Genomic DNA, 22,879 nt, shown 5'->3' with positions numbered 1-22,879 from the left:
GTAATAATTAAATATTACTTTCGCTATTCTCACAGATTTTTAAAATAAACCAAACAGACATGAAAGGTCTATCTGCAGTTATAGGTATGGTATTTCTCTTAATAGTGATGATAGCGGTACTTTTACCATTAGCATTAACTGTAACATCAACAACTTCAAAGGAGGAAGAGAACATAAATGCAATACAACCATTGCAGATAGAAGTAGAAGAACAGATGAGCGAAGTTAATACTGAGAATTCTCCTATAGGTTTCTATTACTGTAACGTAACTGGCGAGGCGCTATTAGTATACTACTCTTCTCCGCCAATTCCGCTAAATATCTCTTACTTTTTAGGATATAAAGGCGGCTATATTCAAATAATAGATCCGCAGCCAACTAGAACTACGTGGAATAAATACCCCGCTTTAGAATATCAAATAGGTAACTTCAATAAGCTGGCAATGGTAACAACACTAGGAAACATAATTTATGCCGATCCAATGCCACATTCACAAGAGAGTAGCTCATCATCATACGACCCATCATATTGGGTATACGTGCTGAAGACTCCTTACACGTCCTATACTAATCCTAGCACTGTGCAGATATGCAATAATCCTTCTGCAATTACAAATGATTGGAAACCATGCGGAATTAATAATGCAGTATTAATTGTTCTTAAACAGAGCCATAAGCCATTATGCATAAACCTTACTATACATTTCACTTGTATGTTCGGAACAAGATGCAGACATCGTGGGGATGTAGGAACTACTGTGGGGATATACTCTGGGTCTTTTTACGGTCAGATTGAGTTTGGAAATTACTTTCTCGATGCAGGTTCTGGTGTATGGCCGTTCGAGGGATTCCAATGTATATTACTTAATGTATCTCACGGATATGTTTCTAGGACAGCCAATTGTATAGGTCTAGGAGTTCTAACATCATGTAGTTATTTAGCACTTAAAACCAAAGTTAATTTTCTCGCATGTAAAGTTTATAATTATTTGCTAAATATATATATTAATTGTAATTGTCAAATTTACATCAAACTATACGAAATATGTAATGGAAAATATATTCCAATAAAGTTACCCTATATAACTCCTAAATTTATAAGTAGTTGGTGTTGGTTCTTAAAACCTTTACCGAAATATGAAGGAAATTATAATGAAACAGAATGGGGATATACAAAATGCCTTATTAATGTCCCAAAATCTACCTCTTGCGTTGTTCCATTTGGGGAAATAAAAGCTAAAGCAATGTGGGTAGGCTGTAAAATTTGCGGTTTCTGCCCAGTGGAGTATCCTTATGATCCAATAGGAGTTACAGTAGAAATAATGTGGGGTGAATGCATTTACGTCTCTGGTTTCCAAATAGCAGGCTACAACACTTTCACGTAACTACTCGTTATAATCATTTCTAAATACCGTTTTGGATAGTTATACTTTTTTATTTATATAGCTAGTAGATAGTATTACACTATGTGTATTTTTTATTATGATAATCTCTCAACTGATGAGTGCTCACAAGGGTGAGAGGGTAGTAGTGTTTCCCTCGAAGGGTATATGATCCCTTAAGCTTGTGAGAAGTTAAGCCACGAGTAAACACGAAATATACTTAAATTATTTCTCGTTTTAGCTCTTCGAATAAGCAAAAATTCTTATATAGTACCTTAATTTTATTCATTGTTTTATACTTATCTTAGCTAATAATTGATAAAAGACAATTATTCTATTGTATACTATTGTAGTCGTAAGTTTTTAATATGGAATATGATAACACTTTCAACAGATCTAGTATGGATCGCACGACCAAGAAGTTAATAAGTGCTGGTCTAGTTTTTATATATGCATTAAGTTTGGCAATATTAATTCCAACGTTCTTAGCAAGTAATCAAGGAGTAATAACTGCAGTAATTAATCCGGCAACCGGAGGAAATTGCTTACCTGGTAGATTTTCTGGAATAGTAGAAGCTAATGGTGTAACATTAACTGCAGTAAACCTAACTTACGTTCCACCATTTAATACTACATTACCATTAAAAGTATATAATCAGTCAATAATATACAAGGGTAAGATATATTACTATAACTCTACAGGATTCAATGAATTATTGAAAGAATATGGAATTAGTATGACACCAGTGAATCAAATAGTAAATGTGACTTCAAAATTCTTTGCAAGGACTACGGAAGGTGTCATTCCAAATACATTGCCACCATATAATTCTGGCAATTGCTACTTATTTAACACAACTCCCCCAACGCCATTCTACTATAGTTATAGGACATTAGCAATGGTAAACTCCTACTTCCCCAATGCACAATATATAAATACTAGCGCAGAATTAAGCGATTTATACTTTAACGTATCTTACTTACCTTATAATACTACATTAACATTATCTATAAATGCAACTCCGGCGTTACCAGGAATAGAAGGCCTTATAAAATTCAACTTTAGCGTTAAGTTATGCGCTAACATGACAACTTATCCATATACTGAATACACTCTACATGCGTATTTCTATTTCAATAATTTATTCATCTGTGAATTAGAAAACATAAAAACCAGCATACCCGGTGTGGCATCTGCAGTATCTCCTACAACAATTCACTTTACATCCACTGCAGTGAATTATATACTCTTAGTAGACTTAGGTTTATGGAGCAACGTTAGTACAGTATACGTAACGGGCGTTGAAGGTACAACTTATCCATACGATACAGTTGCAACTACCTTGAATAATGGTAGCTTCCACCCAATTATAATTCCACCAGCAATATGCATACACTATAAGACATTCTATAGTAATCAGATTAACCCAGAATTACCTAACACATCCGGTCCAGATTCAGTACCATATATGATAGTAAATGTTACGATACGTGCTGCAGACGACATGCTCAACTGGACTTATGCACATAAGTGTCCAACATTTGCTAACCAGTTATGGAACCCATATTGTAAAATAAATGAAGCATGGTACAATAACTTTGGTCATGGCGGTAATGGATTAACTGCAACCTTAATGGTAGGTAACAATAAAGTAGTAAGTATCAACTTCCCATACCTAGCTCTATGCCAAGTATCCACGAACAATGGATTCAACAACTTCGTCTACAAGTTCTCAATACAGTTCTTGTTATCCAGTGTAGATAATTTAACTTATATTCCAACAACTGTAAAGCCTAATACTACTGGTATAGGCGGAGATATGCTATATGTATTAATTAAGCCTTGTCAATTAAAAGATGCAAAGCTCCTATTAGTCTATAACGATAGTGACTACGCAGTACAGTACTACTTCGGTCCTGTAGATAGGGAAATTGCTATAACGTGCAATAACATTAAAGTTTACACTCCATTATTATATATGCCTAAGTGTGTGCCATTATCTAGTCCGTACTTCTGTGGCCAAATAATAGATTATGACTATGGATACAACTATGCCTTAGCTGGGTATGTTAATACCTATTATTACAACGCAACATCTCATGAGTACTATAAAGTTGGGCAGTATGTATATTTACAGCACTTATCCGGAGATTCAGAGCTAATATTAGGAGTTTGTCCAGGCTATAAGTGTGCATCCTTAAGTATATACTATCCAAATACTCCACCATACTATCCTCCAAGCCATGAAGTTAAAGTAGGAAAGATAATGGGTATATACGTAAAATTTGCTAATGGCACTATGGAGAGAATATACTTAAGCCCGAGCAACATAACTGCACTATTAACAAGCAATGTTATGAAGCAGATGTCTCCAATGCCACCATTCTGGAACTATTCCTTCGAGATAAGCATAATAGGATTAGAGAATATATTACACATAACTCCTAACCAAGCATTAACTGTACTAAACAACTCGTACGTTATAGTGTGCTACTATGATATAGCATCCAACTCTACAGTTCTTAATATGACAAAGTTAGTATCTAGTGGTGTCACTGTAGCTATATCTCCACCATCTCAAGCCTTCTATTACGCACCTGCTACTCCATTTGCTGATATAATACATCCAGGATGCCAGATATTCTACTTCGTCAATGTTAATGCAACATATCCAATAACTGTAACTTTAAGTGATAAGAGCTTGGGCGAATTATCTCCAACTACCATAGTCACAACTACTGTAACATGCATATATGTAATATTATATAATGGAACTATACTACACTACAATAGCACAGTATTCCCAATAACATTAACTGAAACTGCTCCATCCAGTGGAGTATTCACAGCAACATTATACGTTGAGGTAACTAATAGCAAAGGTACTCCTGTAACAGCATATCCATTGAACTACTCTTACTTGGCAATATACAACCCAGCTACCAAGATGCAAATAATTGTAGGTAAACTATCAAACATAATGCCACTAGAACCAAGTAAATACTTCAAGGTTGGTGTAGTAGTTGATGGATTATCAGCAAACTCTACATTCACTCTAACAGAGATTCCTAACGTGGTATACAATGTATCCCCAGTTATATACAACTATATAGATGGAGAATTATCAGTAACAGTTGCAGCTAATATTCCAGGATATTATTACTCTGGATATCTAGTGTTAACAATCTATAACTGTACTGCGAAACCGTGTCACCCAATATACACATATGAAATATACTTTAACTTTAGCTCCACATCTCCACACTTCGTAGCAGCGTACGACTTGCTATTCTTAGAGCCAATACTTAACGGACATACATACTATATTACAATAACTGCTATAGTAGTTCCATTAACATATGAGCCATTCACCACTATAGGATTCGTAGGAAAAGTATTCAGTGGAGAGTACTACTTTAGTACGTCGACAGGAAGTCAATAAGTTATGATAAGCTTTTTTAATTTTTTGTTTATCAGATTATGTATAAAAGGTGATCCTTAATGGTTAAATATATGAATTTAATTGTATTGGGAATATTAATGTTTGGGCTATTTGTTACTCTATCGCTAGGTAGTAGTACTGCCTTGACAGTATATTCACCAGTTCCTGGTGAACATATAGCATTAATAAATGCAAAGGAATTGATATTGAATATATCAGTTTATGATCCAATAGCTCCAGTAAATAGCACTGTAGCAGTTACTATATCTGGTCCTTATGATATAAGGATGACGTCAGCAGGAGTTCCAATAGGTCAGTTAAATGCAAGTCATATGTTTACAGCGACTAATTACGCGTTTCCAGTTACATTATTTGAGGCAAATGGTACTCAACTATCTGCCTTTATACCGGGTCAATATAATGTAACAATTTCAGTAGCCGGCTCTTCAGAAACTATTCCAATATGTGTCATAAGTCCTAATGAAATAGAGTTCCTAGTATATGTATATTCTAATGGTGTAGCGTTACCTGGTGCTACAGTAAGTATATATAATGTAACTAGTGGACAGTTACTATTTACTAATACTACTAACTCGCAAGGTTTAGCTACACTAGTAGTTCCATATGTTTATACTATGACTAACGAGTATAATGTTACTGCAGTAAAGCCTGGATATCAACTAGTATACGAAGAAGTTACAGTTCCTGCTGACCACATAACTCCTGTTACCGTGAAGTTAACTACTCATCCAATAACCTTTGTATTAACGCCAGTATGCTTCCAAGATATGGGAATTGTAGAACCTGCAAAGCCTGCGTCACTACCAGGTACTCCTGAACCAGTATATGTTGCATCTGCCTTTATGGGTACCGATCTATCAATTATAATAAATGCTACTGTGTCTGGTATTCCAGTCCAAGGTGCAACAATATCGGGCTCTTATTTAACTATTAGCGGTAAGCAATTTACATCCACTGCCAAATACATTGGAAATGGTCAGTATAATTTAACAATAGTTTTACCAAACTATACAGTTCCTTATACTTTAGAAATTTATGTTACTGGAAAATATCAAACTAATACTTATACCTTCGTAACTTTAGTATCCGTGCAACCTAATTACATAGCAATAATTGATAATTTGCAGGCTGAAGTAAATAGCTTAAATAATACAGTGACTATGTTATATAGCGAAATATCTCTACTTAAGAATAATATAACATACCTTAATATGACGATATCTATGTTAAAGGAAGAGATAAGCGAAATAAATAGTACTTTAATGACATTATCTGGAGAATTACATACAGTTAATTCGACTTTAACTAATGAAATAGATAATTTAACTAATGAATTAAACAGCTTAAGTAGTAAGGTTTCAAGCCTAGAGACTCAAGTAAGTAGTGTCAATTCATCGCTTCAAAATGTAAATTCAGAGATAAGTTCTGACAACTCTAAGATAAGTGGCCTGACTTCTCTAGTATATGGTGGCCTAATACTAGGAATAATAGCATTAATAATTGCTATAGTTGCTATAGTACTTGTATTTAGGAAAGTAGCATAAAGCTAATTTATTTTTTATCTTTTATTTAATTTTGATAATTTTAGATGATTGACTAATTATTATACATTCTTGAGGTTTAGTTTAATGCAATTATGAAGAGTCTTGATGGTAATGTATGGAGAAACTTAAATTAATGAGAGTATATATGATAAATTATCTATAACAACTTACTATATTCTCTTCTAGCGTTGTGTCATCGACTTAAGGAAGATAGAAAACTATAAATCCTAATAATAAAAGATAAATAATGCGGTCGTAGTCTAGCATGGATTAGGACGCCGCCCTGCCACGGCGGAGGTCCCGGGTTCAAATCCCGGCGGCCGCATACATATTATTTATGATTAGGTAAAACTTGATGAGTAATTTAAAGTAGTTATAATAAATAATAAAAATATTATTGTATTTCCTTTAATGCTTCTTTGAGTAGTTTTTTAACTCTTCCCTATTTTATCGTTTGAGACTCCTAGATTAAATACGAAACCTTCTTTTTCTATTTTCTCATGTGTTTATTAACTGTCTAGCTTTTGTTTCTCCTCTTAAATGCCTTCTTATTGTATCCTCAGTAATCCCTATTTCATCTGCTATCTTTGAAGTTGGGATTCCAGCTTTTTCTCTAGCAAATGCAGCTGCTATATATAACGAGTCAATCGATGTTATTCTTTCTTTTTCTTCTTCTATAGTATCAATTGTTTCCTTAGAATATAAAGCAGTCAATAGGAGTGCTGTTTCCAATTTTCTTATATCTTCTCTTTCAATAGTTTTTAAAGGTACTGACATTATATTTTTAAAAAGTTAACTCCTTTTTACTCTTCTTCCTCCTCTTCTTTCATTGCTTTCTTCATTTCTTCTTTTGGTAAACATAAGCTAATACTTTTGTTATAAGATATTTATCCCATTCAACTACTATTCCGTTATTGTCTAACCATTGAGATGTTTGTATCCCTCATCTTCCATACAGTTATTGCCCTATACATCTTACCTTCTATCTCGTCTAAATTCATTCTAATAATTCCGTCTACAATGTGTTCTACTCTGGGCCTCTAAAACCTCTCTTTTGATTTTCCAGTTCCTGGTCCTCTAGATAATAATGCTACGCTTCTTTCCTGCATTCCGCCATAAAGTATTTAGAACATACATACCAGGGTAGATACCTCTCTTTACATAAATCATGTAATAAATATGTAAACTCATGCTTTAAAATTTGTCAGAAAAATTTTCAATGATAAAAGGAATTATTATTCTTCAGGCGACTTAAGTAATTCTCCAGCGATTTTTTCTGGGATTAATAAACTTAATATCCTTAAACTTCTTTACGCTTTCTAGCCTTTTTCCGAGATCGTCGTTATGAACTATTGCTATGATTTCTGCGTCTTTTGTGATCTCTACTAGAATTAAAATTACGTAAAGCATATCAGAAGAGTTTTGTATATCTACTATTATTACCTTCACTTTTTCTAGATAAAAATTTCGTTTTCTGAAATTAAGTTGACTGCATATGTTTTCGAATCCATCTCTGAGAGTTTTTCAGCTTCGTATTTATCGGAGACTAACATGAGATTTTCTTGGTTTTTCAAAATTCTGTGCAAGTTCAAGGTTACTGCTTCATATAAGAATTACCTTATTTCTTGTATTCTTTGCAATTCGTTTGATAAGTCTAGAATTCGCTCCAGATAAGCTAGTAGTTAATAAAGCTCTCATATCAAATATGATCAAATGTTACTACAAATAGTTTAGCTATAGGAGTAACAGGTACTATGTCTCCATATCCTACTGTAGATAAAGTTATTAGTGTAAAATAAATTGAATTAACTAAATTCATACAAGCATTAAAATTATGCCCTATATTGCCTAGAAACACCGAATAGGTGATGCTATTGACCTCGTTGATAGAAACATATAATAATATCATAAAAAATAATAATAATAATAGAATACTTTACCTTCTAATTACTCAGCTTGCATGTATTTATTTGTCAAGTAACTTCCCACAACTAGCATTATTAAACCAAATGCCGCTAGATAACCTAGGTAATACCAATTAGGATCTCCTGTTAGTAAGGCTTGTCTACCAAGTTCTGCTGAGTAGGTTATTGGGTTTACATCACTTATTGCGGCTAGCCATGAAGGGAAAAAAGCTCTTGGAAATAGTGCTGTGCTGGAAAACATTAGAGGTAAGTTAAGTAAGTTTGCAATAACACCGGGTGCTTGCCAATCTGAGGTTCTTATTGTGAATATTGCGTAAAGTGACGAGAAACCCATGCCTAAGAAAGTTAACGACAACAGTAGTGTTAATATACTTATTAAATTAATATTAAGGGAAACGCCCATAGCTACTGCAGTTCCTATTAATATTGGCACTTGCAATAAACCCCTGGTTATTCCTCCGAAGACTTTTGCCAGAAAGACGTAATATTTGGGTACTGGAGTTATAAAGATTCTTTTCATGTAACCGAACCTTTTATCTTGTATTAAGCTCATTGAGGAAAACATTCCAACGAAAAGCATTGATACAGATAGCTCTCCTGGAAGAATAAATGCAATGTAGTTTGTAGTATGGAAGAATGAAATTAGTACTTCTTTAGGTAAGCCGGAAAGCGAACTACCGAAGAATATTAACCACATCACTGGCTGAGAAACTATCATGATCCACATGTAAATACTTCTATAAATCCTCTTAACTTCTCTCATGTATAAAGCTTCTAGACCTTCTATCATCTTCTCGCCCTCCTTAGCATTGCGTAAAATCTTCTTGCGTCAAATTCTTCGTTTTCTTCTAAACTTCCTCCAGTTAAGTTAAGGAATACAGTGTCAAGAGACGACTTGTTTATCTTGAGGGATTTAATATTATTCTGACCTACTATACCTACTATCTTTAATAAAACTTCCTCAGCGTTTCCTACCTTAATTGCAATTTTTCCATTTTCTCTCTTTATTACTTTTCCTACGCTCTCTAGGTCTGAAATAACACTGTTTTTAATATCCTTTAATTCTATTTCTACTACATCTCCTCCATATTTTTCCTTAAGCTCTTCTGGCGTACCTTGAGCAATTATTTTTCCATGGTTAATTATGCTTATTCTATTACATAGCATATCCGCTTCTTCCATGTAGTGAGTAGTCAGCAGTATTGTAACTTGGTAGTCCCTATTTATTTGCCTAATTAAATTCCAAAGGGAAGCCCTAGTATTTACGTCTAGCCCTATAGTTGGTTCGTCCATAAATATTATTTCTGGAGAGTGAAGTAATGCCATTGAAACTTCAAGTTTTTTCCTCATTCCGGTTGAGAATTTTCCTGCTTTTCTGTTCTTGAATTCCTTTATTCCGAAGTATTCCAGAAGCTGATCAGCCTTCTCTTGCCAATCTTTTACTCCTAGCAATTTTGCTTGAATTTCTAAGTTTTCCCAGGCAGTTAGTTCGTCGTCTAAAATGACTTCCGAAGATATCCAACCTATTCTTTTTTTAACATCTCTTGGCTTCTTTTTTACAGAAATTCCTGCGATTATTGCGTCTCCCTCTGTTATCGGAGTTAACCCAGTGAGCATCTTTATTGTTGTAGTTTTTCCTGCCCCGTTAGGTCCTAAAAGCCCGTAAATTTCCCCTTTTTCTATTTCAAAATTAATATGGTCTACAGCAACAAATTCTCCATACTTCTTAGTAAGATTCTTAGCTATAACTATGCTCATGAGAATATAATAATAAAAACAAAGATATATCTTTTTGCTATTAGAACTTTCTTGCCAAAATTAGTGCAGCTGCAAGTAAACTTATTATTCCTGCTGGAATTAAAAACTCCTCAGGTTTAATTGATTCTTGCCGTGTCGAATTTACATTTTCTTGGTTGTTATTTGGCATCATAACGCTGTCTAATTTTATATTCGTATTCTTCAGCAATATGCATAATGTTTCATTACCTTTGGAGTAAGTATTTAGGAATTTGTAGAAAGTAATGTTATTCTGGCTTTCACCAGTTAAGTAAAGCTTATAAAGTATCCCTTTTTGGAACGTTAATATATTTCCTATCATAGTTGACGTGTAGGTTATGTTAGCATACTTATTTTTGCCAAGTGCGCTTAGGTATAAGAATGCTTTATATGAGTCTAAAGTATATTGCTTACCGTTAAAGGTTACACTTTCAGTACCATTTGGCTGATAATTTATTTTATAATTAACTGTGATATTGAATATCTTAAATTCATTAGTAATATTAAGCGTCATGTTTAGTAAACTTGATAAGTTAAATATTGTTATTTCCTTAGCTAACGGATATTTTGAAGTGAAATTGAAAACATAATGTATTGTCTCATTATTAACTGAAGTCATGAGCGGTGAAGAATAGTTAGTGAATATATAGCCCGTAATGATGATTGTATTATTATACTTATTGCTATTTATTTTTGTTGATGTTATATTCAAATTTATTGAGGATTCTTTATAGGATGTGGTAAAGTATTTTCCTGAATTGTAAGAGTGATAGTTTATCGAATAATCCATAAAATATGTAGAAGATGACGAATTCGCCATAAAGATAGTTGGTAACATCGCTGATGAAATTAAGACTAATATAGTTGCTAACCCAACTACTATTTTGCTCATAATTTGTATTATCTTGCCAGCATTAAAATACCTTTTTACAACAGTTTCTAAAACCTCTCATCAAAAATTATGCTCTCTTGGAATAGAAATAACGGAGGCAGTTAAATACGCTCTAGAGAATGGCGGAAAGTATGTTATAGGAAGCGTAATGAATTCTGATATACTCTTTAAAACAATTGCAGGACAAGAAGCTAAGGTTCAAATGGAAATGATAGGAGAGGATCATAGGAGTAGTAGGTGGGGGGATCAAATTATTCAGCTTTTCCTTTCTTAGGAGAGGAGTTGCGTTCTGGAAAAGTTAAGAGAAAATACATTGCCTCAGGATCCCTAGAAGTTCCTAAAATGACTAAAGGAGTTTATAAATATGATTATCCGGATACTGGAAAAATATTGCCTCAGCTTAAGATGTATACAATAGGCGCAGATTTCATTCCCCCACCAGTTTATGCAGGTGGATTAAGATATCACGCAGTTGCACCTACTTTATCTCTATTGATGAGCAAAGGAATAGTTGAAGCGAGAGATTACGACCAAGAAACGGCATTTGCCTGGGCTAAGCTATTTTCTCAAATAGAGGGATGGGTTCCAGCACCGGAAACCAGTCATGCGTTACCAATAATTAAGGAGATTGCTGATGAAGCAAAGAGAACAGGAGAAAAGAAAACAGTGTTAGTTAGCTTTTCAGGCCACGGGCTATTAGATTTAGCAAACTATGCTGAGGTGCTAGGCTTCAAGTAATGTGGGCTTAGATTTCATATATTTCACATTTTTTCTCTTTTCAGTTAGATTCTTATTTTTTGTGAATAAAAATCTTTATAACCTCTATATAATCTATATAGGCAATGAAAAGAAAGTTAGTCGTAATAATTATGCTCATATTAATTTTTTTATTAATTATAATATTGCATTCTTTCTCATCTTTATTATATTATCATAATAATCAAAGGCAGTCTTCTTATTCTTCTATTTCTAAAGAAATTCGCAATATGTACAATCTAACTATATATGAAATATCTTTCACATCACCTTATGATAAAAATACAACATTATTTGAGGGATCTCCTTCCCACGTGTATTTTATCCCAATAAAGGCAGGATTTTTCATCCTAAATGTTACTACTGCCATTATAGTTCCGCCTTCAGTATATCACTGCTTATTGTTAGTAACTACTTCTGGTCCAATGAACTTAGCTAATAGGCAACTTTGCTCTTGTCAAGGTTGTGTATATGCCATAAATATATCTAATGGAGAGATAGTCTGGTTTGAAAAATTTAATAATCAAATAATGACTCAACCTATAGTGATAAATTGTATAGTAATAATTGGTCTTGGAAACAATATTTTCCAAAATTGTCATGTAAGAGGCACTGGTGATAACGCTATAATAGCGTTAAATGCGACTAATGGTAAAATTTTATGGGAGTATAAAACCTTAGGAGAGGACATGCCTACTCCAGCGTTTTATGACGGTAAGATCATTGAAGCTAATGGAAACGGACAAGTTATTGCATTAAATCTAGATGGAGAAGTTTGTTGGTGCAAAAATATAACTTCCTATGATAGCATGTCATCTCCGCTACTAGTTAACGATGTAGTTTATTTTGGAAGCGCAAATCCGTACGTTTTTTGGGCTATTAATGCTACTAATGGAAAGACAGCATGGTATATAAACTTTTCATCAATTTATCCTTCTTTAGGCGGTTTAGACGATTCGTCACCGGCTTATTGTAACGGAGTAGTTGTAAGTGCTTATACTATAAGGACTAATGTTTCAATCAAGGAAATATTATTCGCGGTAAATGCTACTAGCGGGAAAATCTTATGGTGTATAGATGAAGGTTGTACAAAGATTCCACCTAATCTTGAATCTCCACCACCTACTATATTTGACGGCGTTGTTTATCACGATTCTCCAGTAGGTATACTTTATGCAGTAAATTTAACTTCTGGAAAGATTATTTGGACTTTCAATACTGGATTTACTGTAGATAATCCTGAAATATATGAAGGTAAGATAATTATACAGAACGCTAGTGGATACTTATTTGTTTTATCTTCTGAAGGCTATCTTATTAAGGGCTTTCAAACCCCTGTAATGCCAGGTCCTGGTAATATGCTCTTAACCTGCAATTCTCTAATTTTAGTAGGAGTTAACGGAATAGTAGATTCTTTACCCCTCTACTGTTTAACGTAAACCCCAAAAGGCAATTCTCTACTTTTTATTATATCTTCATGAGTAGAGGAATCTATAATGCCCAAATATTTTCCTTTTACTTTAATTTCAAAATTCTCGAAAGGATAAAATGTAACTAAAGTGATTAGTCCATTTCTTTCAAATCCGCACCCGTTAAACTTTATTGGCCTATAACCTTTGAATAATTCCTTCCTATTCTTCTTAAGTTTAGCAACTTCCAAGTTACGTATAGCTTAAGCTTACCAAATTCTTCGTTCTTAAATAAAGTCACTGGGTCCTCAGATTTTATTTCTTTAAGCATTTCCGCTAGTGTGTTGAAGTTTACTTTCCGTCTATTGTCTGGGTCAACCATTAAGTAAGTTAGGGTTTCATTACCTTGGTAGATATCTGGCAATCCTGGAGAAGTAAGCTTCAGTATTACTTGTTCTATTGAGTAAATACTACCTACTCTATTTATCTTTTTAAAGAATGGAATAAAAGATGATAAGAATTCTTTATCCTTAATAACTCTTCTTACAAAGTTGATTGTAGCATTTTCGTACTCTTGGTTTGGATTTAACCAAGAAGTATTAGTTTTCTCTTCTCTTATTGCTTTAATCATGTAATTTACTAATCTATCCTCATACTCTTTTGAATAACAGCTCCACGTGCCTAATAGAATTTGATAAAATCTATATTCGTCGTTCCTTGTAGGATATCCTTTAACCTTGTATTTTTCATTTATAGCACTCCATGTCTTAATTAAATTTCTCCATTCTTCTGGAAAATTACTTAAAGCATTTATTCTTGCTCTTACGTCTTCACTGAGCTTTGTATCGTGAGTTGAAGTATCTATCATAGTGTTTGGCCAAAACAGTTCTCTTTCAATATTTCTAGCGTGAAATTCTTCACATGAAATGCCAAATTTTAGGTCGCTTCCGACCTCGTTTAGTGAGACCAGCAGATTGTATCTATAAAAGAGAGTATCTTCATAACCTTTAGCCATTATCGGATCTTCAAGCTGTTGTAATATCATCATCCCTTTTCTTTCGTTAATCAAATCGAGGATAGATTCATCAGCGCATTCCTTTATTTCTTCAATATCTTCCCACTCAATTTCGTCCTCTGTAATATATGTTCTGTAAACGTTAAGGCACGATAAGAATTTTATTAGGCTTTCTTTTTTAATCTCTTTCCCCGTTAACTCCTTCAATTTTCTCAATATTCTATCCACGTCACCATAGAAGAGCTGGTTTATTACGTCAATCTTCGCCTTAATTTTTTCTTCCTCTAGGTCTAGCTTCTGGCCTACGAAATCCTCATATATTTCTTTAAATTTTCCCTCATTTTTTGAATTGACAAAAAGTAAATTCACGTCTCTCATAAAATCATAGCCAGTAGTTCCGTCGATTTTCCAGTCTCTCAACTTCTCCTTTGGTGAAAGGATCTTCTCTACTACTATGTACTTGTCATTACCCATTTTTTCCCTTAGCATTTCAAGGTATTTTCTAGGATTTAATAGACCGTCTATATGGTCAACTCTTAAGCCGTCAATACATTCCTTCAGTTCAAAAATTTTCTCATGATATTCGTTAAATACATCCTCATCTTCTTGCCTTATTCCTATTAAACCGTTTACGTCAAAGAATCTCCTATAATTTATTTTATCGAACATTTTCCAGTAAACAAGCTCGTAGTTTTGTTTCTTTAATAACTCCTTGAGATCGTTTCCCTCTCCTATAAGCGGTAACTTTAATCCATAATAATCTAGAAATTTCTCTCCATTTTCTTCAACAATTTTCAGTTTACTTAGGTCTTCCTCTCCTAGAATCGGTAAGACTATTTTATCCCCGTCAAAGTCGAAGAACTTCTTATACTTAGAATTTGAATTTCTTAGAAAGTCGAGCAAATAAGGATTTTCTAGAGCCATGTGGTTAGGTACAATATCTACTATTATCCTCATTCCTCTCCTTCTTGCTTCCTTGCAGAGTTCAAGGAATTTTTCTTCGCCGCCTAAATCTTCGCTTACCTTCTTGAAGTCGTAAACGTCATAACCGTGAGTACTACCTTTCCTTGCTTGCAGTATTGGTGACAAATATAACCATTCTACACCTAGATCGTGTAAGTAATCCAAGATTGATATTAAGTTAGAGAAATTAAATTCCTTATTTAGCTGTATTCTATAACTCACGTTCACACTCTCTTGTATATTATTGCAGTTCTTCCTTCAACTTGAATTTCCTGCTCTGCCTTAACTATTTTCTCATTCTCCTTAGGATCCCTTAAACAACTCCAAGCAACTAACTCCCATTTTTCTCCTAGTTTAGGTATCTTGAATTTTATACTACTTGGACTACCGTTGAGTATCACTAGAAATGTATCATCTGCCACTCTTTCTCCTCTTTCGTTTACTTCATCCATGGCATCTCCAGATAAAACAAAGGCTATTGTTTGCGTTGGAGAGTTCCAAGTTTTATCGTCTATTTCAGTACCTGCTGGTGAAATCCAGGTTAAATCCTTATAGGGCGAGCCAAAAAGTTTCCTACCTTGGAAAAACTTCCTCCTTCTGAAAATTGGGTGAGCTTTCCTGAAATATATAATCGATTTTACGAAATCTCTAAAAGCCTTTTTTCTTTCATCTAAGTTCCAGTCATACCAAGATATTTCGTTATCTTGGCAAAACGCATTATTGTTTCCCCTTTGTGTTCTGCTTAATTCGTCTCCTCCTAATAGCATAGGCACTCCTTGGCTTATGAATAATGTTATCATGAAGTTCCTCTTTTGTTTTTCCCTACAAGCTATTACGTTGGGGTCTTGTGTTTCTCCTTCAAAACCACAGTTCCAGCTATAATTTTCATCCATTCCGTCCTTATTGTCAAATCCATTTGCTTCGTTATGCTTTTGATTATAACTTACTAAATCTTGTAATGTAAACCCATCGTGAGAAGTAACGTAGTTAATGCTAGCAAAAGGTGTTCTTCCAGAGCCTTGATAAAGGTCAGGGGATCCCATTAATCTGTTTGCTAATTCAGAGTAAAGTATTGGTTCTCCTCTCCAAAACCTCCTTATAGTATCTCTATACTTGCCGTTCCACTCTGCCCACTGGTAAGGGAAATTGCCTACTTGATAGCCCCCTTCTCCTACGTCCCAAGGTTCCGCAATTAGTTTTACTCTAGATAGGATAGGGTCTTGTTGAATTGCTACAAAGAAAGTTGATAGCATGTTAACGCTGTAAAGCTCTCTAGCTAAAGCTGACGCAAGGTCAAACCTAAAGCCGTCAACGTGCATTTCTAAAACCCAATAACGTAAGCTGTCCATTACCATTTGTAAAACTCTAGGATGTCTCAAGTTCAACGTATTGCCAGCCCCAGTGAAGTCCATGTAATATCTAGGATTTTGCGGGTTTAGCATGTAATACGAAGAATTATCTATTCCTCTAAAGCTTAAAGTTGGTCCTAACTGGTTTCCTTCTCCCGTGTGGTTGTAAACCACATCTATTATTACTTCAATTCCAGCTGCGTGAAGTTCTTTAACCATTTTCTTAAACTCAATTACTTGTTTTCCTAAGCAGTCAGTTGCATAACCGCAATCCGGTGCAAAGTAGGCTATTGGATTATAACCCCAATAATTTGTTAACCCTTTCTCTACTAGGAATCTATCTCTAACAAATTGCTGTACTGGCATTAGTTCTACTGCAGTAATTCCTAAGTCCTTAAAATAGGAAATTGCAGATTTAGAAGCTAAGCCGAGGAATTTTCCTCTTATTTTCTCATCTATATCGTCCCTTTTTATTGAGAAACCCTTCACATGAGTTTCATAAATTATCGTCTGAGACCACGGTATCCTTAAACTTAAAGGCTTATCATCTTCCCAATCAAATTCGTCGCTTACTACGACTGACTTCGGAATAAAAGGCGTTGAATCCCTTTCATCAAAGGATAAATCTTGATTCGGGTCGCCTATTTTGTAACCGAAAAGTGAGTCGTCCCATTTTATAAAACCAGCAACCGCCTTAGCATAAGGGTCAATTAGAGTCTTGTTTTTATTAAACCTTAATCCTTGTTCGGGCTTATATGGTCCGTCAACCTTGTAAGCATAAAGTTGTCCGGGCATAATCCCGGGTACGCAAACGTGCCAAAGATCTCCTGTTCTTTCTTTGACGTCAATTACTTCCTTAGGTTCCTTATCGTCAGGGTGAGAGAAAAGTAAGAGTTGCACTGCAGTGGCATTTTCAGAAAATAGTACAAAATTAGCCCCATCTTTTGTCAAAGATACTCCTATAGGATAAGGATAGCCTGGTCTTGTAGGTACCTGTACAAAAGCCATACTAAAATATAAATGTAGCCAAAATTAAGCTTCACTTTAAATTATTTAGCCTATTAGCGAAATTTTTCTTGTAATTGTCTCCTTAATAAGAAGCCATATTGTATTAAGTAATAATAGCAAAGACTATAGTTATCTTCGAGTTCTTAAGTTTAATAACGATCTTTCCCCTTATAGTATATGGATATAGGAGCAAACTTTGATGGCAAATCTACGTTCTTCAGAGTATGGGCGCCTTATCACAAGGAGGTATTTTTAGTTCTCTATAAAGATGGGGAAAGAGAAGTAATAAAAATGGAATTAGAGGACGAGGAAAGAGGTTACTTTTCAGTTGAGGTAGATAACGCAAAGCCTGGAGATATGTATACTTACATGCTAGGAGGAAAAGAGTATCCAGATCCCGCATCAAGGTTTCAACCAGAGGGCGTTCACGGTAAGTCACAAATAATTGGCGATTTTTCTTGGGAGGATGGCGATTGGAAAGGAATAGATTTTCCTTTAATTTACGAACTGCATGTAGGAGCCTTTGGAGGAGATTTTGAAGGAGTTAAGAGGAAATTGGATTATTTGAAAGAACTAGGAGTTACAGCAATTGAGTTAATGCCAGTTCACCAATTTGCAGGTAATAGAAACTGGGGATATGACGGAGTATTACTTTATGCTGTTCAAAATAGTTACGGTGGTCCTCAAAAGCTCAAGGAATTGGTAAATGAAGCTCATAAAAAGGGTCTTGGAGTTATCTTAGACGTAGTTTACAATCACGTTGGGCCAGAGGGCAATTATCTTTCAGTCTTTGGTCCTTACTTTTCTACAAGGTATAAAACTCCTTGGGGGCCTATCTTTAATTTTGATGAAGCTTACAGTGATGAAGTAAGACATTACGTTGTGCAAAATGCTGTTTATTGGATTAAAGAATATCATATTGACGGTCTTAGACTTGACGCAGTACATAGCATATTTGATAATTCTCCAAAACACATTTTGGAGGAAATAAGGGATGCCGTAAAGGAAGCTAACCCTAAGGCATTATTAATTGCGGAAAGCGACTTAAACGACCCAAGGATAATATTACCTAAGGATAAGTGTGGTTATTGTATTGATGCACAATGGTCTGACGACTTTCATCACTCCTTACATGCATTACTTACCGGAGAAAGGGATTCATATTATTCTGACTTCGGAGAAATTACGCAGTTGGCTAAAGCAATAAAGGATGTTTTCGTTTATGACGGAGTATACTCAAGGTTTAGGAAGAAAACCCACGGTAGACCAGTAGGTAATTTACCCGGTAATAAATTCGTAGTTTATGCTCAAAATCACGACCAAGTTGGTAATAGGAAGGACGGTAAAAGGTTAATATCCTTAGTTGGCGAAAAAGCGTTAATTGCTCCTTTCCTTTACATTTTGTCTCCTTATATTCCAATGATATTCATGGGCGAGGAATATGGCGAAACTAACCCCTTCCTATTCTTTACGGATTTCTCTGATCCAGAAATAATAAAAGGTTTAAGGGAGGGTAGGAAGAAGGAACTTGGAGAGTATTATTACGATCCTCAGGATTATTCTACTTTTGAAAAATCAAAACTAAGCTGGAAAATAAATGAAAAAATTCTATTCTTATATAAGGAATTAATAAGATTAAGAAAAGAGTTATTTAACGACTTTTCTAGAGACGTTGACATAAGGATAGAAGATAATAAGTGCATAATAATTAAGAGAAAGGAAAAATATCTAGTTATAGCTTGTTTTGGCGAGACGCACTTAGATGTTAAAGCTAAATCTATAATTACTACTGGCGGAATGCCTTCTTCTCTTCCAGGAAAAGTTAGTATAGGAGCAGGAGTTTATGAGGAGTTATGAATTTTCTTCATAACTGCGTAAAGGTCTTCATCGATGACGTAATCCTCACTGATGTACCAGAATTTCCATTGGTTAGGAGAGAAAAGCTGTATATACACTTTATTTTTATCATTTTTAATAACGTTAATTACGTGAATTCCTTCCTCTTCACTTAGGTTAAAAAATACTTTTTTACCTCCATAATGTTTAAACAAGGCAAAACTTATTTCTTCTTTTAATTCATCATTTAAGTTCAGCGTTTTACCTTTAATCACGTGTACTTTAGTTTTTCCGCTTATAGTTTCACATAGTGAAATTAACTCGCAATTGTTTATAACCTCACGTAATTTTTCTTCAGCGTCTTTTTCTATCTCTTGAGTTATTTTAAATAATTCATCTATTGATTTAGGTAAATTGTATTCTACATGAGAAGTTATAGAGCCACAGGAAAAATACAATTTAATTTTTCTCCTAAATTCTCCTCTAATTTTAATCCTGCCGGTGATCCCACTAAAACTGAAAGGTGAATTTGTGCTCACAGTGTACACGAAGCAGTTTGAACTCGAGTATTTTTGTAATAGTTTAAAAAGGATACCTTGAATGTAGAATTGTAAGGATAAGTTCATTAATAATAATTTACGGAAGAAATTTATTAACATTCAACTTCTGGATATTATGCAATTAGCAATAGCCGTTCATAGTTCTCTAAATAAAGAATTAGAGGATAAAATAAGGAAATTCTTCGAAAACCTCAAATGTAACCCGACAATCTTAGTTGGAGGTTATTGGGGAGGCATGAAGGTTGTTGTTGACGAGGCTGTAAAAAAGAAGCTTAAGGTTGTTGTTATATTGCCAGAAGAAAGGGAAGATGTAGAACTCCCTCCAGACGTTATAAGAATAAATAGCGGTTGTGAATATAGGTGTAGGTCAGTAATTCTAGTCAGATCGGCTGATTTATTAGTTTCATTAGGTGGTGAAGTAGGTACTACTATAGAAATTTTCATGGCATATGCAATGGGAAAGAGAGCTTTAGTTTTGACTGACACAGGATTTTCTACTGATAAGCTAAAAACTGCTTTCCCAGAATATCTCGATAACAGAAAAGTAATGAAAGTTGAATATTATTCTTCACCAGAAGATTTAGCAAAGGAAGTTTGTAAGCCTATAACTCAAATTAAGATGAATTTTGGTTAATATTCGTAATTACTGAGATATCGCAACCTTTCACTGAGGGATGGATGAGTTCTAAATAAACCTCCATTTCCGTAATTGCTCGAAATTATATCATATTTCATTAACAAGATCTGTAATTCAGGAAAGTTCTTTAATATATACGAAGGTAACTTATCGCTTAAATATGCTATTTTTATTAGTGCAGTCTCTAGGGGTATTGCATAACTTTTGTCTTCCTTTACTGCTGTTATGTCTGCTCTTTTTTCAACTCTTCTATGAATAGCAAAAAATAGTGGAAATAAACCAAAAAAGTAGAAAATAATTATTATTGACAGATAAGGAGGAAATGAATATATTAAAAATGAGTATACCGAATTAATCCCTACTATTGTCAATATCAGTACTTCTGGGTCGTGATTTTTTAAGTGTGAAATTTCATGCGCAATTACTGCTTCTAATTCTTGGTCATTTAATAAGTCTAATAAAGGCGAAGTTACTGCCATTCCTCTAAATAAAATATTGCCAAAAGCTAAAGCATTAGGAAAGTCTACATAAGATATATATACTCTAGGAGTTTTTACTCCAAATTTTTTGGAAATCTTATCAACTACTTCTACTAATTCTTCTCCTCCTTTTCTCATCTTTAGGAGTGCTATCATTGTAAAAGGAGAAATAAAATACCAAAGTCCAAATATCATAATAATTTGAAAGATATAAAAGAACGGTATGCTTACAACTATAGAAGAAACTATAATGTCGATAATTGCAATTGAGGCAAAAGATACTATGTAATATCTTAACCAATATCTAGTTACCATGTGATACTCTTCAAATAAAAGGTAATATTTTTTCCTTAAATTTCTAGCAACTTTTTATGTCGAGTCAAAATACTATATACTAATTTTTATTATGTTTATATATTAGTAGATGACTTTAAATTTACCCAGTAGTATATTATATATGGTGATATAAATGAAGGCATTATCAAAGAAAGTTGATATTGCTTATGATGAGCTTCCAGAGGAATACTTAAAGAACGAATTTCCGGAGATATATGAAAGCTATAAGAAGAGAAAAGAGATGGCTTTCGATTTACTACTCTACTTGAGGAACTAAATTATTTTGGCCAAGTGACTGGTTTTTAAACCAAAATCATGTCATGCAATTAAATCTTGCAGAAGTTGTTTCTAATATATTTCCTATCACGAGAGATGAAATTGAACGGATTTATATTAATAAAAATAAATTTATTGTAGTCATATACGATTTTTCCACTTTTAAATCAAGAAAATATGAAGGAGAATTAAAAAGAAATAAAATAATATTTTGGAGGAACAAAATTAAATTACAAGTACCTTTAAAGGACGTTAGATTATTGAGAAAACCTCTAGAGGTTGGTAAATTAGATAATTTTGAAATATGGGAAATTAAGGGTAATGAAAAACTACCAAGCTTTCCTTTAGAAATGCCTATTATTAGTTCATAATTTTTTCCTAATTTCATTGCGAACTTCTTCTTTAAACTTCTTTATTTCTTCCAAGTTCCTAGGAGTTAAAACGAATTGCGCATTACCTTCAAAGCTTACTGTAATCCCTACCTTTCCTACTGTCCTTACTCCAGTATCTATTTGTAAAACTTCCTTATTCTTATAATTCTGAATATTATTTATGTTTATATATTCTCTTTTATCTGATACTAGAACGTGAATATCTATCCCTGGATTAGGATGATATAATATTTCTACAATTTTTGAATCAATGCTAAGTACAAATGAGTCAATCAATTTTCCTCCCATTTCTATTATTGCCTCTATTACCTTAGTCAGAACCCATTGCGAGTATATTTCTTCACTGTAAGAATTTAGAACCCTAACTCTCTCCTGTGGTATAGGCCTTAGCATAGCGTCAACTTCAGCTTCTACGGTATTAATAATGGGTAACCTTAATCTTAACTTTTGAACACTACTCTTTATTTCCTCCTCAAGCGGAGCAATTCTCCTAAAGGTAAATAATGGCATTCTTTCGATTCCAAATAATCTGGGTCTTAGCTGTAATAAAGGTGAGGGAGTTAAAGTTTTGCTTAACATTAAGTCAAACGTTAAATCCCTTCCTAAAATGTTAGGTCTTGTAAATCTGAATAGCCTAGGTTTAGGATTATAATTCACATAATATCCATTCGTTATTTCATTTTCTGGAACTTCCCATATTACTACAGATCTATTTCCTAATGAAATTGATCCTACTTTTCTTGCTCCTCCAATTTGCGATACATGAACTACTTCATTTCCTCTTACGAAGTAAGTAAACCAGCTATCTTCTCCGTAAATTTCTTCTACGGTTATCATTTAAGGTCTGTGAAATATTATATTCAAAGTTTAAACGATTAAT

20 protein-coding genes, 1 tRNA gene and 2 pseudogenes are annotated in these 22,879 nt (G+C 33.9%); 10 read left to right on the top strand and 13 right to left on the bottom strand.

Annotated features, from left to right (window positions below):
- The first annotated feature begins 59 nt into the window (after positions 1–59).
- The 4 genes from D1867_RS03140 (at position 60) to D1867_RS03125 (ending at position 6,715) form a co-directional block, all read left to right on the top strand.
- Positions 60–1,385 carry a hypothetical protein gene (locus D1867_RS03140; protein ID WP_155862774.1) on the top strand — a complete coding sequence of 442 codons (1,326 nt, stop codon included), beginning with the start codon at positions 60–62 and terminating at the stop codon, positions 1,383–1,385.
- Between the two features lie 398 nt (positions 1,386–1,783).
- A complete protein-coding gene (locus D1867_RS03135; protein WP_162309147.1) occupies positions 1,784–4,825 on the top strand; it encodes a hypothetical protein in 3,042 nt (1,013 codons plus the stop codon).
- 59 nt (positions 4,826–4,884) lie between these two features.
- On the top strand, positions 4,885–6,390 hold the full coding sequence (locus D1867_RS03130) for a carboxypeptidase-like regulatory domain-containing protein (protein WP_155862772.1): 1,506 nt from the start codon (positions 4,885–4,887) through the stop codon (positions 6,388–6,390).
- 249 nt (positions 6,391–6,639) lie between these two features.
- A tRNA-Gly gene (locus D1867_RS03125) sits at positions 6,640–6,715 on the top strand.
- A 173-nt stretch (positions 6,716–6,888) separates the two neighbouring features.
- On the opposite strand, the gene D1867_RS03120 is transcribed toward D1867_RS03125, so the two are convergent.
- The 7 genes and pseudogenes from D1867_RS03120 to D1867_RS03090 all read right to left on the bottom strand — a co-directional run bounded on the left by D1867_RS03120 (position 6,889) and on the right by D1867_RS03090 (position 10,983).
- Positions 6,889–7,167, bottom strand: coding sequence for a hypothetical protein (locus D1867_RS03120; RefSeq protein WP_155862771.1), 279 nt, complete (start codon positions 7,165–7,167; stop codon positions 6,889–6,891).
- Positions 7,168–7,193: 26 nt separating this feature from the next.
- A pseudogene (locus tag D1867_RS12360) lies at positions 7,194–7,444 on the bottom strand (ATPase domain-containing protein); the annotation flags it as partial.
- Positions 7,445–7,641: 197 nt separating this feature from the next.
- Positions 7,642–7,839, bottom strand: coding sequence for a hypothetical protein (locus tag D1867_RS03110; RefSeq protein WP_155862769.1), 198 nt, complete (start codon positions 7,837–7,839; stop codon positions 7,642–7,644).
- A gap of 250 nt (positions 7,840–8,089) precedes the next feature.
- The gene (locus D1867_RS03105; protein ID WP_338078089.1) at positions 8,090–8,323 is read right to left on the bottom strand and encodes an ion channel; all 234 of its coding nucleotides are present in this window, start codon (positions 8,321–8,323) and stop codon (positions 8,090–8,092) included.
- Between the two features lie 14 nt (positions 8,324–8,337).
- Positions 8,338–9,105: an ABC transporter permease gene (locus tag D1867_RS03100; protein ID WP_155862767.1), complete on the bottom strand. Its 768-nt coding sequence runs from the start codon at positions 9,103–9,105 to the stop codon at positions 8,338–8,340.
- On the bottom strand, positions 9,102–10,073 hold the full coding sequence (locus tag D1867_RS03095) for an ATP-binding cassette domain-containing protein (RefSeq protein WP_155862766.1): 972 nt from the start codon (positions 10,071–10,073) through the stop codon (positions 9,102–9,104). The genes D1867_RS03100 and D1867_RS03095 overlap by 4 nt, the downstream gene beginning before the upstream one ends.
- A gap of 40 nt (positions 10,074–10,113) precedes the next feature.
- Positions 10,114–10,983 carry a hypothetical protein gene (locus D1867_RS03090; RefSeq protein ID WP_155862765.1) on the bottom strand — a complete coding sequence of 290 codons (870 nt, stop codon included), beginning with the start codon at positions 10,981–10,983 and terminating at the stop codon, positions 10,114–10,116.
- A gap of 73 nt (positions 10,984–11,056) precedes the next feature.
- Here D1867_RS03090 and D1867_RS03085 point away from each other — a divergent pair.
- Positions 11,057–11,721, top strand: a pseudogene (locus D1867_RS03085) (PALP domain-containing protein); the annotation flags it as partial.
- 104 nt (positions 11,722–11,825) lie between these two features.
- Positions 11,826–13,178, top strand: a complete 1,353-nt coding sequence (locus tag D1867_RS03080; protein ID WP_155862764.1) for an outer membrane protein assembly factor BamB family protein — start codon at positions 11,826–11,828, stop codon at positions 13,176–13,178.
- On the opposite strand, the gene D1867_RS03075 is transcribed toward D1867_RS03080, so the two are convergent.
- From D1867_RS03075 to glgX, 3 genes are read right to left on the bottom strand one after another with little or no spacing between them, the layout of a single operon-like run.
- Positions 13,163–13,399, bottom strand: a complete 237-nt coding sequence (locus D1867_RS03075; protein ID WP_155862763.1) for a hypothetical protein — start codon at positions 13,397–13,399, stop codon at positions 13,163–13,165. The two genes, D1867_RS03080 and D1867_RS03075, sit on opposite strands and share 16 nt — an antisense overlap.
- Positions 13,339–15,348: a malto-oligosyltrehalose synthase gene (gene treY, locus D1867_RS03070; protein ID WP_338077941.1), complete on the bottom strand. Its 2,010-nt coding sequence runs from the start codon at positions 15,346–15,348 to the stop codon at positions 13,339–13,341. Before treY ends, D1867_RS03075 begins: the two co-directional genes overlap by 61 nt.
- A 2-nt stretch (positions 15,349–15,350) precedes the next feature.
- Positions 15,351–17,483: a glycogen debranching protein GlgX gene (glgX, locus tag D1867_RS03065; protein ID WP_155862761.1), complete on the bottom strand. Its 2,133-nt coding sequence runs from the start codon at positions 17,481–17,483 to the stop codon at positions 15,351–15,353.
- Positions 17,484–17,660: 177 nt separating this feature from the next.
- Here glgX and treZ point away from each other — a divergent pair, with 177 nt between their 5' ends.
- On the top strand, positions 17,661–19,340 hold the full coding sequence (treZ, locus tag D1867_RS03060; RefSeq protein WP_155862760.1) for a malto-oligosyltrehalose trehalohydrolase: 1,680 nt from the start codon (positions 17,661–17,663) through the stop codon (positions 19,338–19,340).
- Here treZ and D1867_RS03055 read toward each other — a convergent pair.
- Positions 19,325–19,858 (bottom strand): hypothetical protein, encoded by a 534-nt coding sequence (locus D1867_RS03055; RefSeq protein WP_155862759.1) that lies wholly within the window; start codon positions 19,856–19,858, stop codon positions 19,325–19,327. The two genes, treZ and D1867_RS03055, sit on opposite strands and share 16 nt — an antisense overlap.
- 136 nt (positions 19,859–19,994) lie before the next feature.
- On the opposite strand from D1867_RS03055, the gene D1867_RS03050 reads away from it, so the two are divergent.
- On the top strand, positions 19,995–20,513 hold the full coding sequence (locus D1867_RS03050; RefSeq protein WP_155862758.1) for an SLOG cluster 4 domain-containing protein: 519 nt from the start codon (positions 19,995–19,997) through the stop codon (positions 20,511–20,513).
- On the opposite strand, the gene D1867_RS03045 is transcribed toward D1867_RS03050, so the two are convergent.
- Positions 20,510–21,310 (bottom strand): M56 family metallopeptidase, encoded by an 801-nt coding sequence (locus D1867_RS03045; RefSeq protein ID WP_155862757.1) that lies wholly within the window; start codon positions 21,308–21,310, stop codon positions 20,510–20,512. The two genes, D1867_RS03050 and D1867_RS03045, sit on opposite strands and share 4 nt — an antisense overlap.
- A 154-nt stretch (positions 21,311–21,464) precedes the next feature.
- On the opposite strand from D1867_RS03045, the gene D1867_RS12200 reads away from it, so the two are divergent.
- Both D1867_RS12200 and D1867_RS03040 read left to right on the top strand, forming a co-directional pair.
- On the top strand, positions 21,465–21,608 hold the full coding sequence (locus tag D1867_RS12200; RefSeq protein WP_170283898.1) for a hypothetical protein: 144 nt from the start codon (positions 21,465–21,467) through the stop codon (positions 21,606–21,608).
- A gap of 43 nt (positions 21,609–21,651) precedes the next feature.
- Complete coding sequence (locus tag D1867_RS03040) at positions 21,652–21,978, top strand: hypothetical protein (protein ID WP_155862756.1); 327 nt, start codon at positions 21,652–21,654, stop codon at positions 21,976–21,978.
- On the opposite strand, the gene D1867_RS03035 is transcribed toward D1867_RS03040, so the two are convergent.
- Complete coding sequence (locus tag D1867_RS03035; protein WP_155862755.1) at positions 21,973–22,836, bottom strand: hypothetical protein; 864 nt, start codon at positions 22,834–22,836, stop codon at positions 21,973–21,975. The two genes, D1867_RS03040 and D1867_RS03035, sit on opposite strands and share 6 nt — an antisense overlap.
- Positions 22,837–22,879 lie beyond the last annotated feature (43 nt).

The sequence above is a fragment of the Acidianus infernus genome, from assembly GCF_009729545.1.
GTDB classification, from domain to species: Archaea; Thermoproteota; Thermoprotei_A; order Sulfolobales; family Sulfolobaceae; genus Acidianus; species Acidianus infernus.
Note: the sequence above shows the minus strand (reverse complement) of the source record. Positions and strands in the feature narration are given on the sequence as shown.

Excerpts from the sequence above, each read along its gene's own strand:
- D1867_RS03140 (WP_155862774.1), top strand. The coding sequence starts at position 60 with ATGAAAGGTCTATCTGCAGTTATAGGTATGGTATTTCTCTTAATAGTG.
- D1867_RS03135 (WP_162309147.1), top strand. The coding sequence starts at position 1,784 with ATGGATCGCACGACCAAGAAGTTAATAAGTGCTGGTCTAGTTTTTATA.
- D1867_RS03130 (WP_155862772.1), top strand. The coding sequence starts at position 4,885 with ATGGTTAAATATATGAATTTAATTGTATTGGGAATATTAATGTTTGGG.
- D1867_RS03120 (WP_155862771.1), bottom strand. The coding sequence starts at position 7,167 with ATGTCAGTACCTTTAAAAACTATTGAAAGAGAAGATATAAGAAAATTG.
- D1867_RS03100 (WP_155862767.1), bottom strand. The coding sequence starts at position 9,105 with ATGATAGAAGGTCTAGAAGCTTTATACATGAGAGAAGTTAAGAGGATT.
- D1867_RS03095 (WP_155862766.1), bottom strand. The coding sequence starts at position 10,073 with ATGAGCATAGTTATAGCTAAGAATCTTACTAAGAAGTATGGAGAATTT.
- D1867_RS03090 (WP_155862765.1), bottom strand. The coding sequence starts at position 10,983 with ATGAGCAAAATAGTAGTTGGGTTAGCAACTATATTAGTCTTAATTTCA.
- D1867_RS03080 (WP_155862764.1), top strand. The coding sequence starts at position 11,826 with ATGAAAAGAAAGTTAGTCGTAATAATTATGCTCATATTAATTTTTTTA.
- glgX (WP_155862761.1), bottom strand. The coding sequence starts at position 17,483 with ATGGCTTTTGTACAGGTACCTACAAGACCAGGCTATCCTTATCCTATA.
- treZ (WP_155862760.1), top strand. The coding sequence starts at position 17,661 with ATGGATATAGGAGCAAACTTTGATGGCAAATCTACGTTCTTCAGAGTA.
- D1867_RS03050 (WP_155862758.1), top strand. The coding sequence starts at position 19,995 with ATGCAATTAGCAATAGCCGTTCATAGTTCTCTAAATAAAGAATTAGAG.
- D1867_RS03045 (WP_155862757.1), bottom strand. The coding sequence starts at position 21,310 with ATGGTAACTAGATATTGGTTAAGATATTACATAGTATCTTTTGCCTCA.
- D1867_RS12200 (WP_170283898.1), top strand. The coding sequence starts at position 21,465 with ATGAAGGCATTATCAAAGAAAGTTGATATTGCTTATGATGAGCTTCCA.
- D1867_RS03040 (WP_155862756.1), top strand. The coding sequence starts at position 21,652 with ATGCAATTAAATCTTGCAGAAGTTGTTTCTAATATATTTCCTATCACG.
- D1867_RS03035 (WP_155862755.1), bottom strand. The coding sequence starts at position 22,836 with ATGATAACCGTAGAAGAAATTTACGGAGAAGATAGCTGGTTTACTTAC.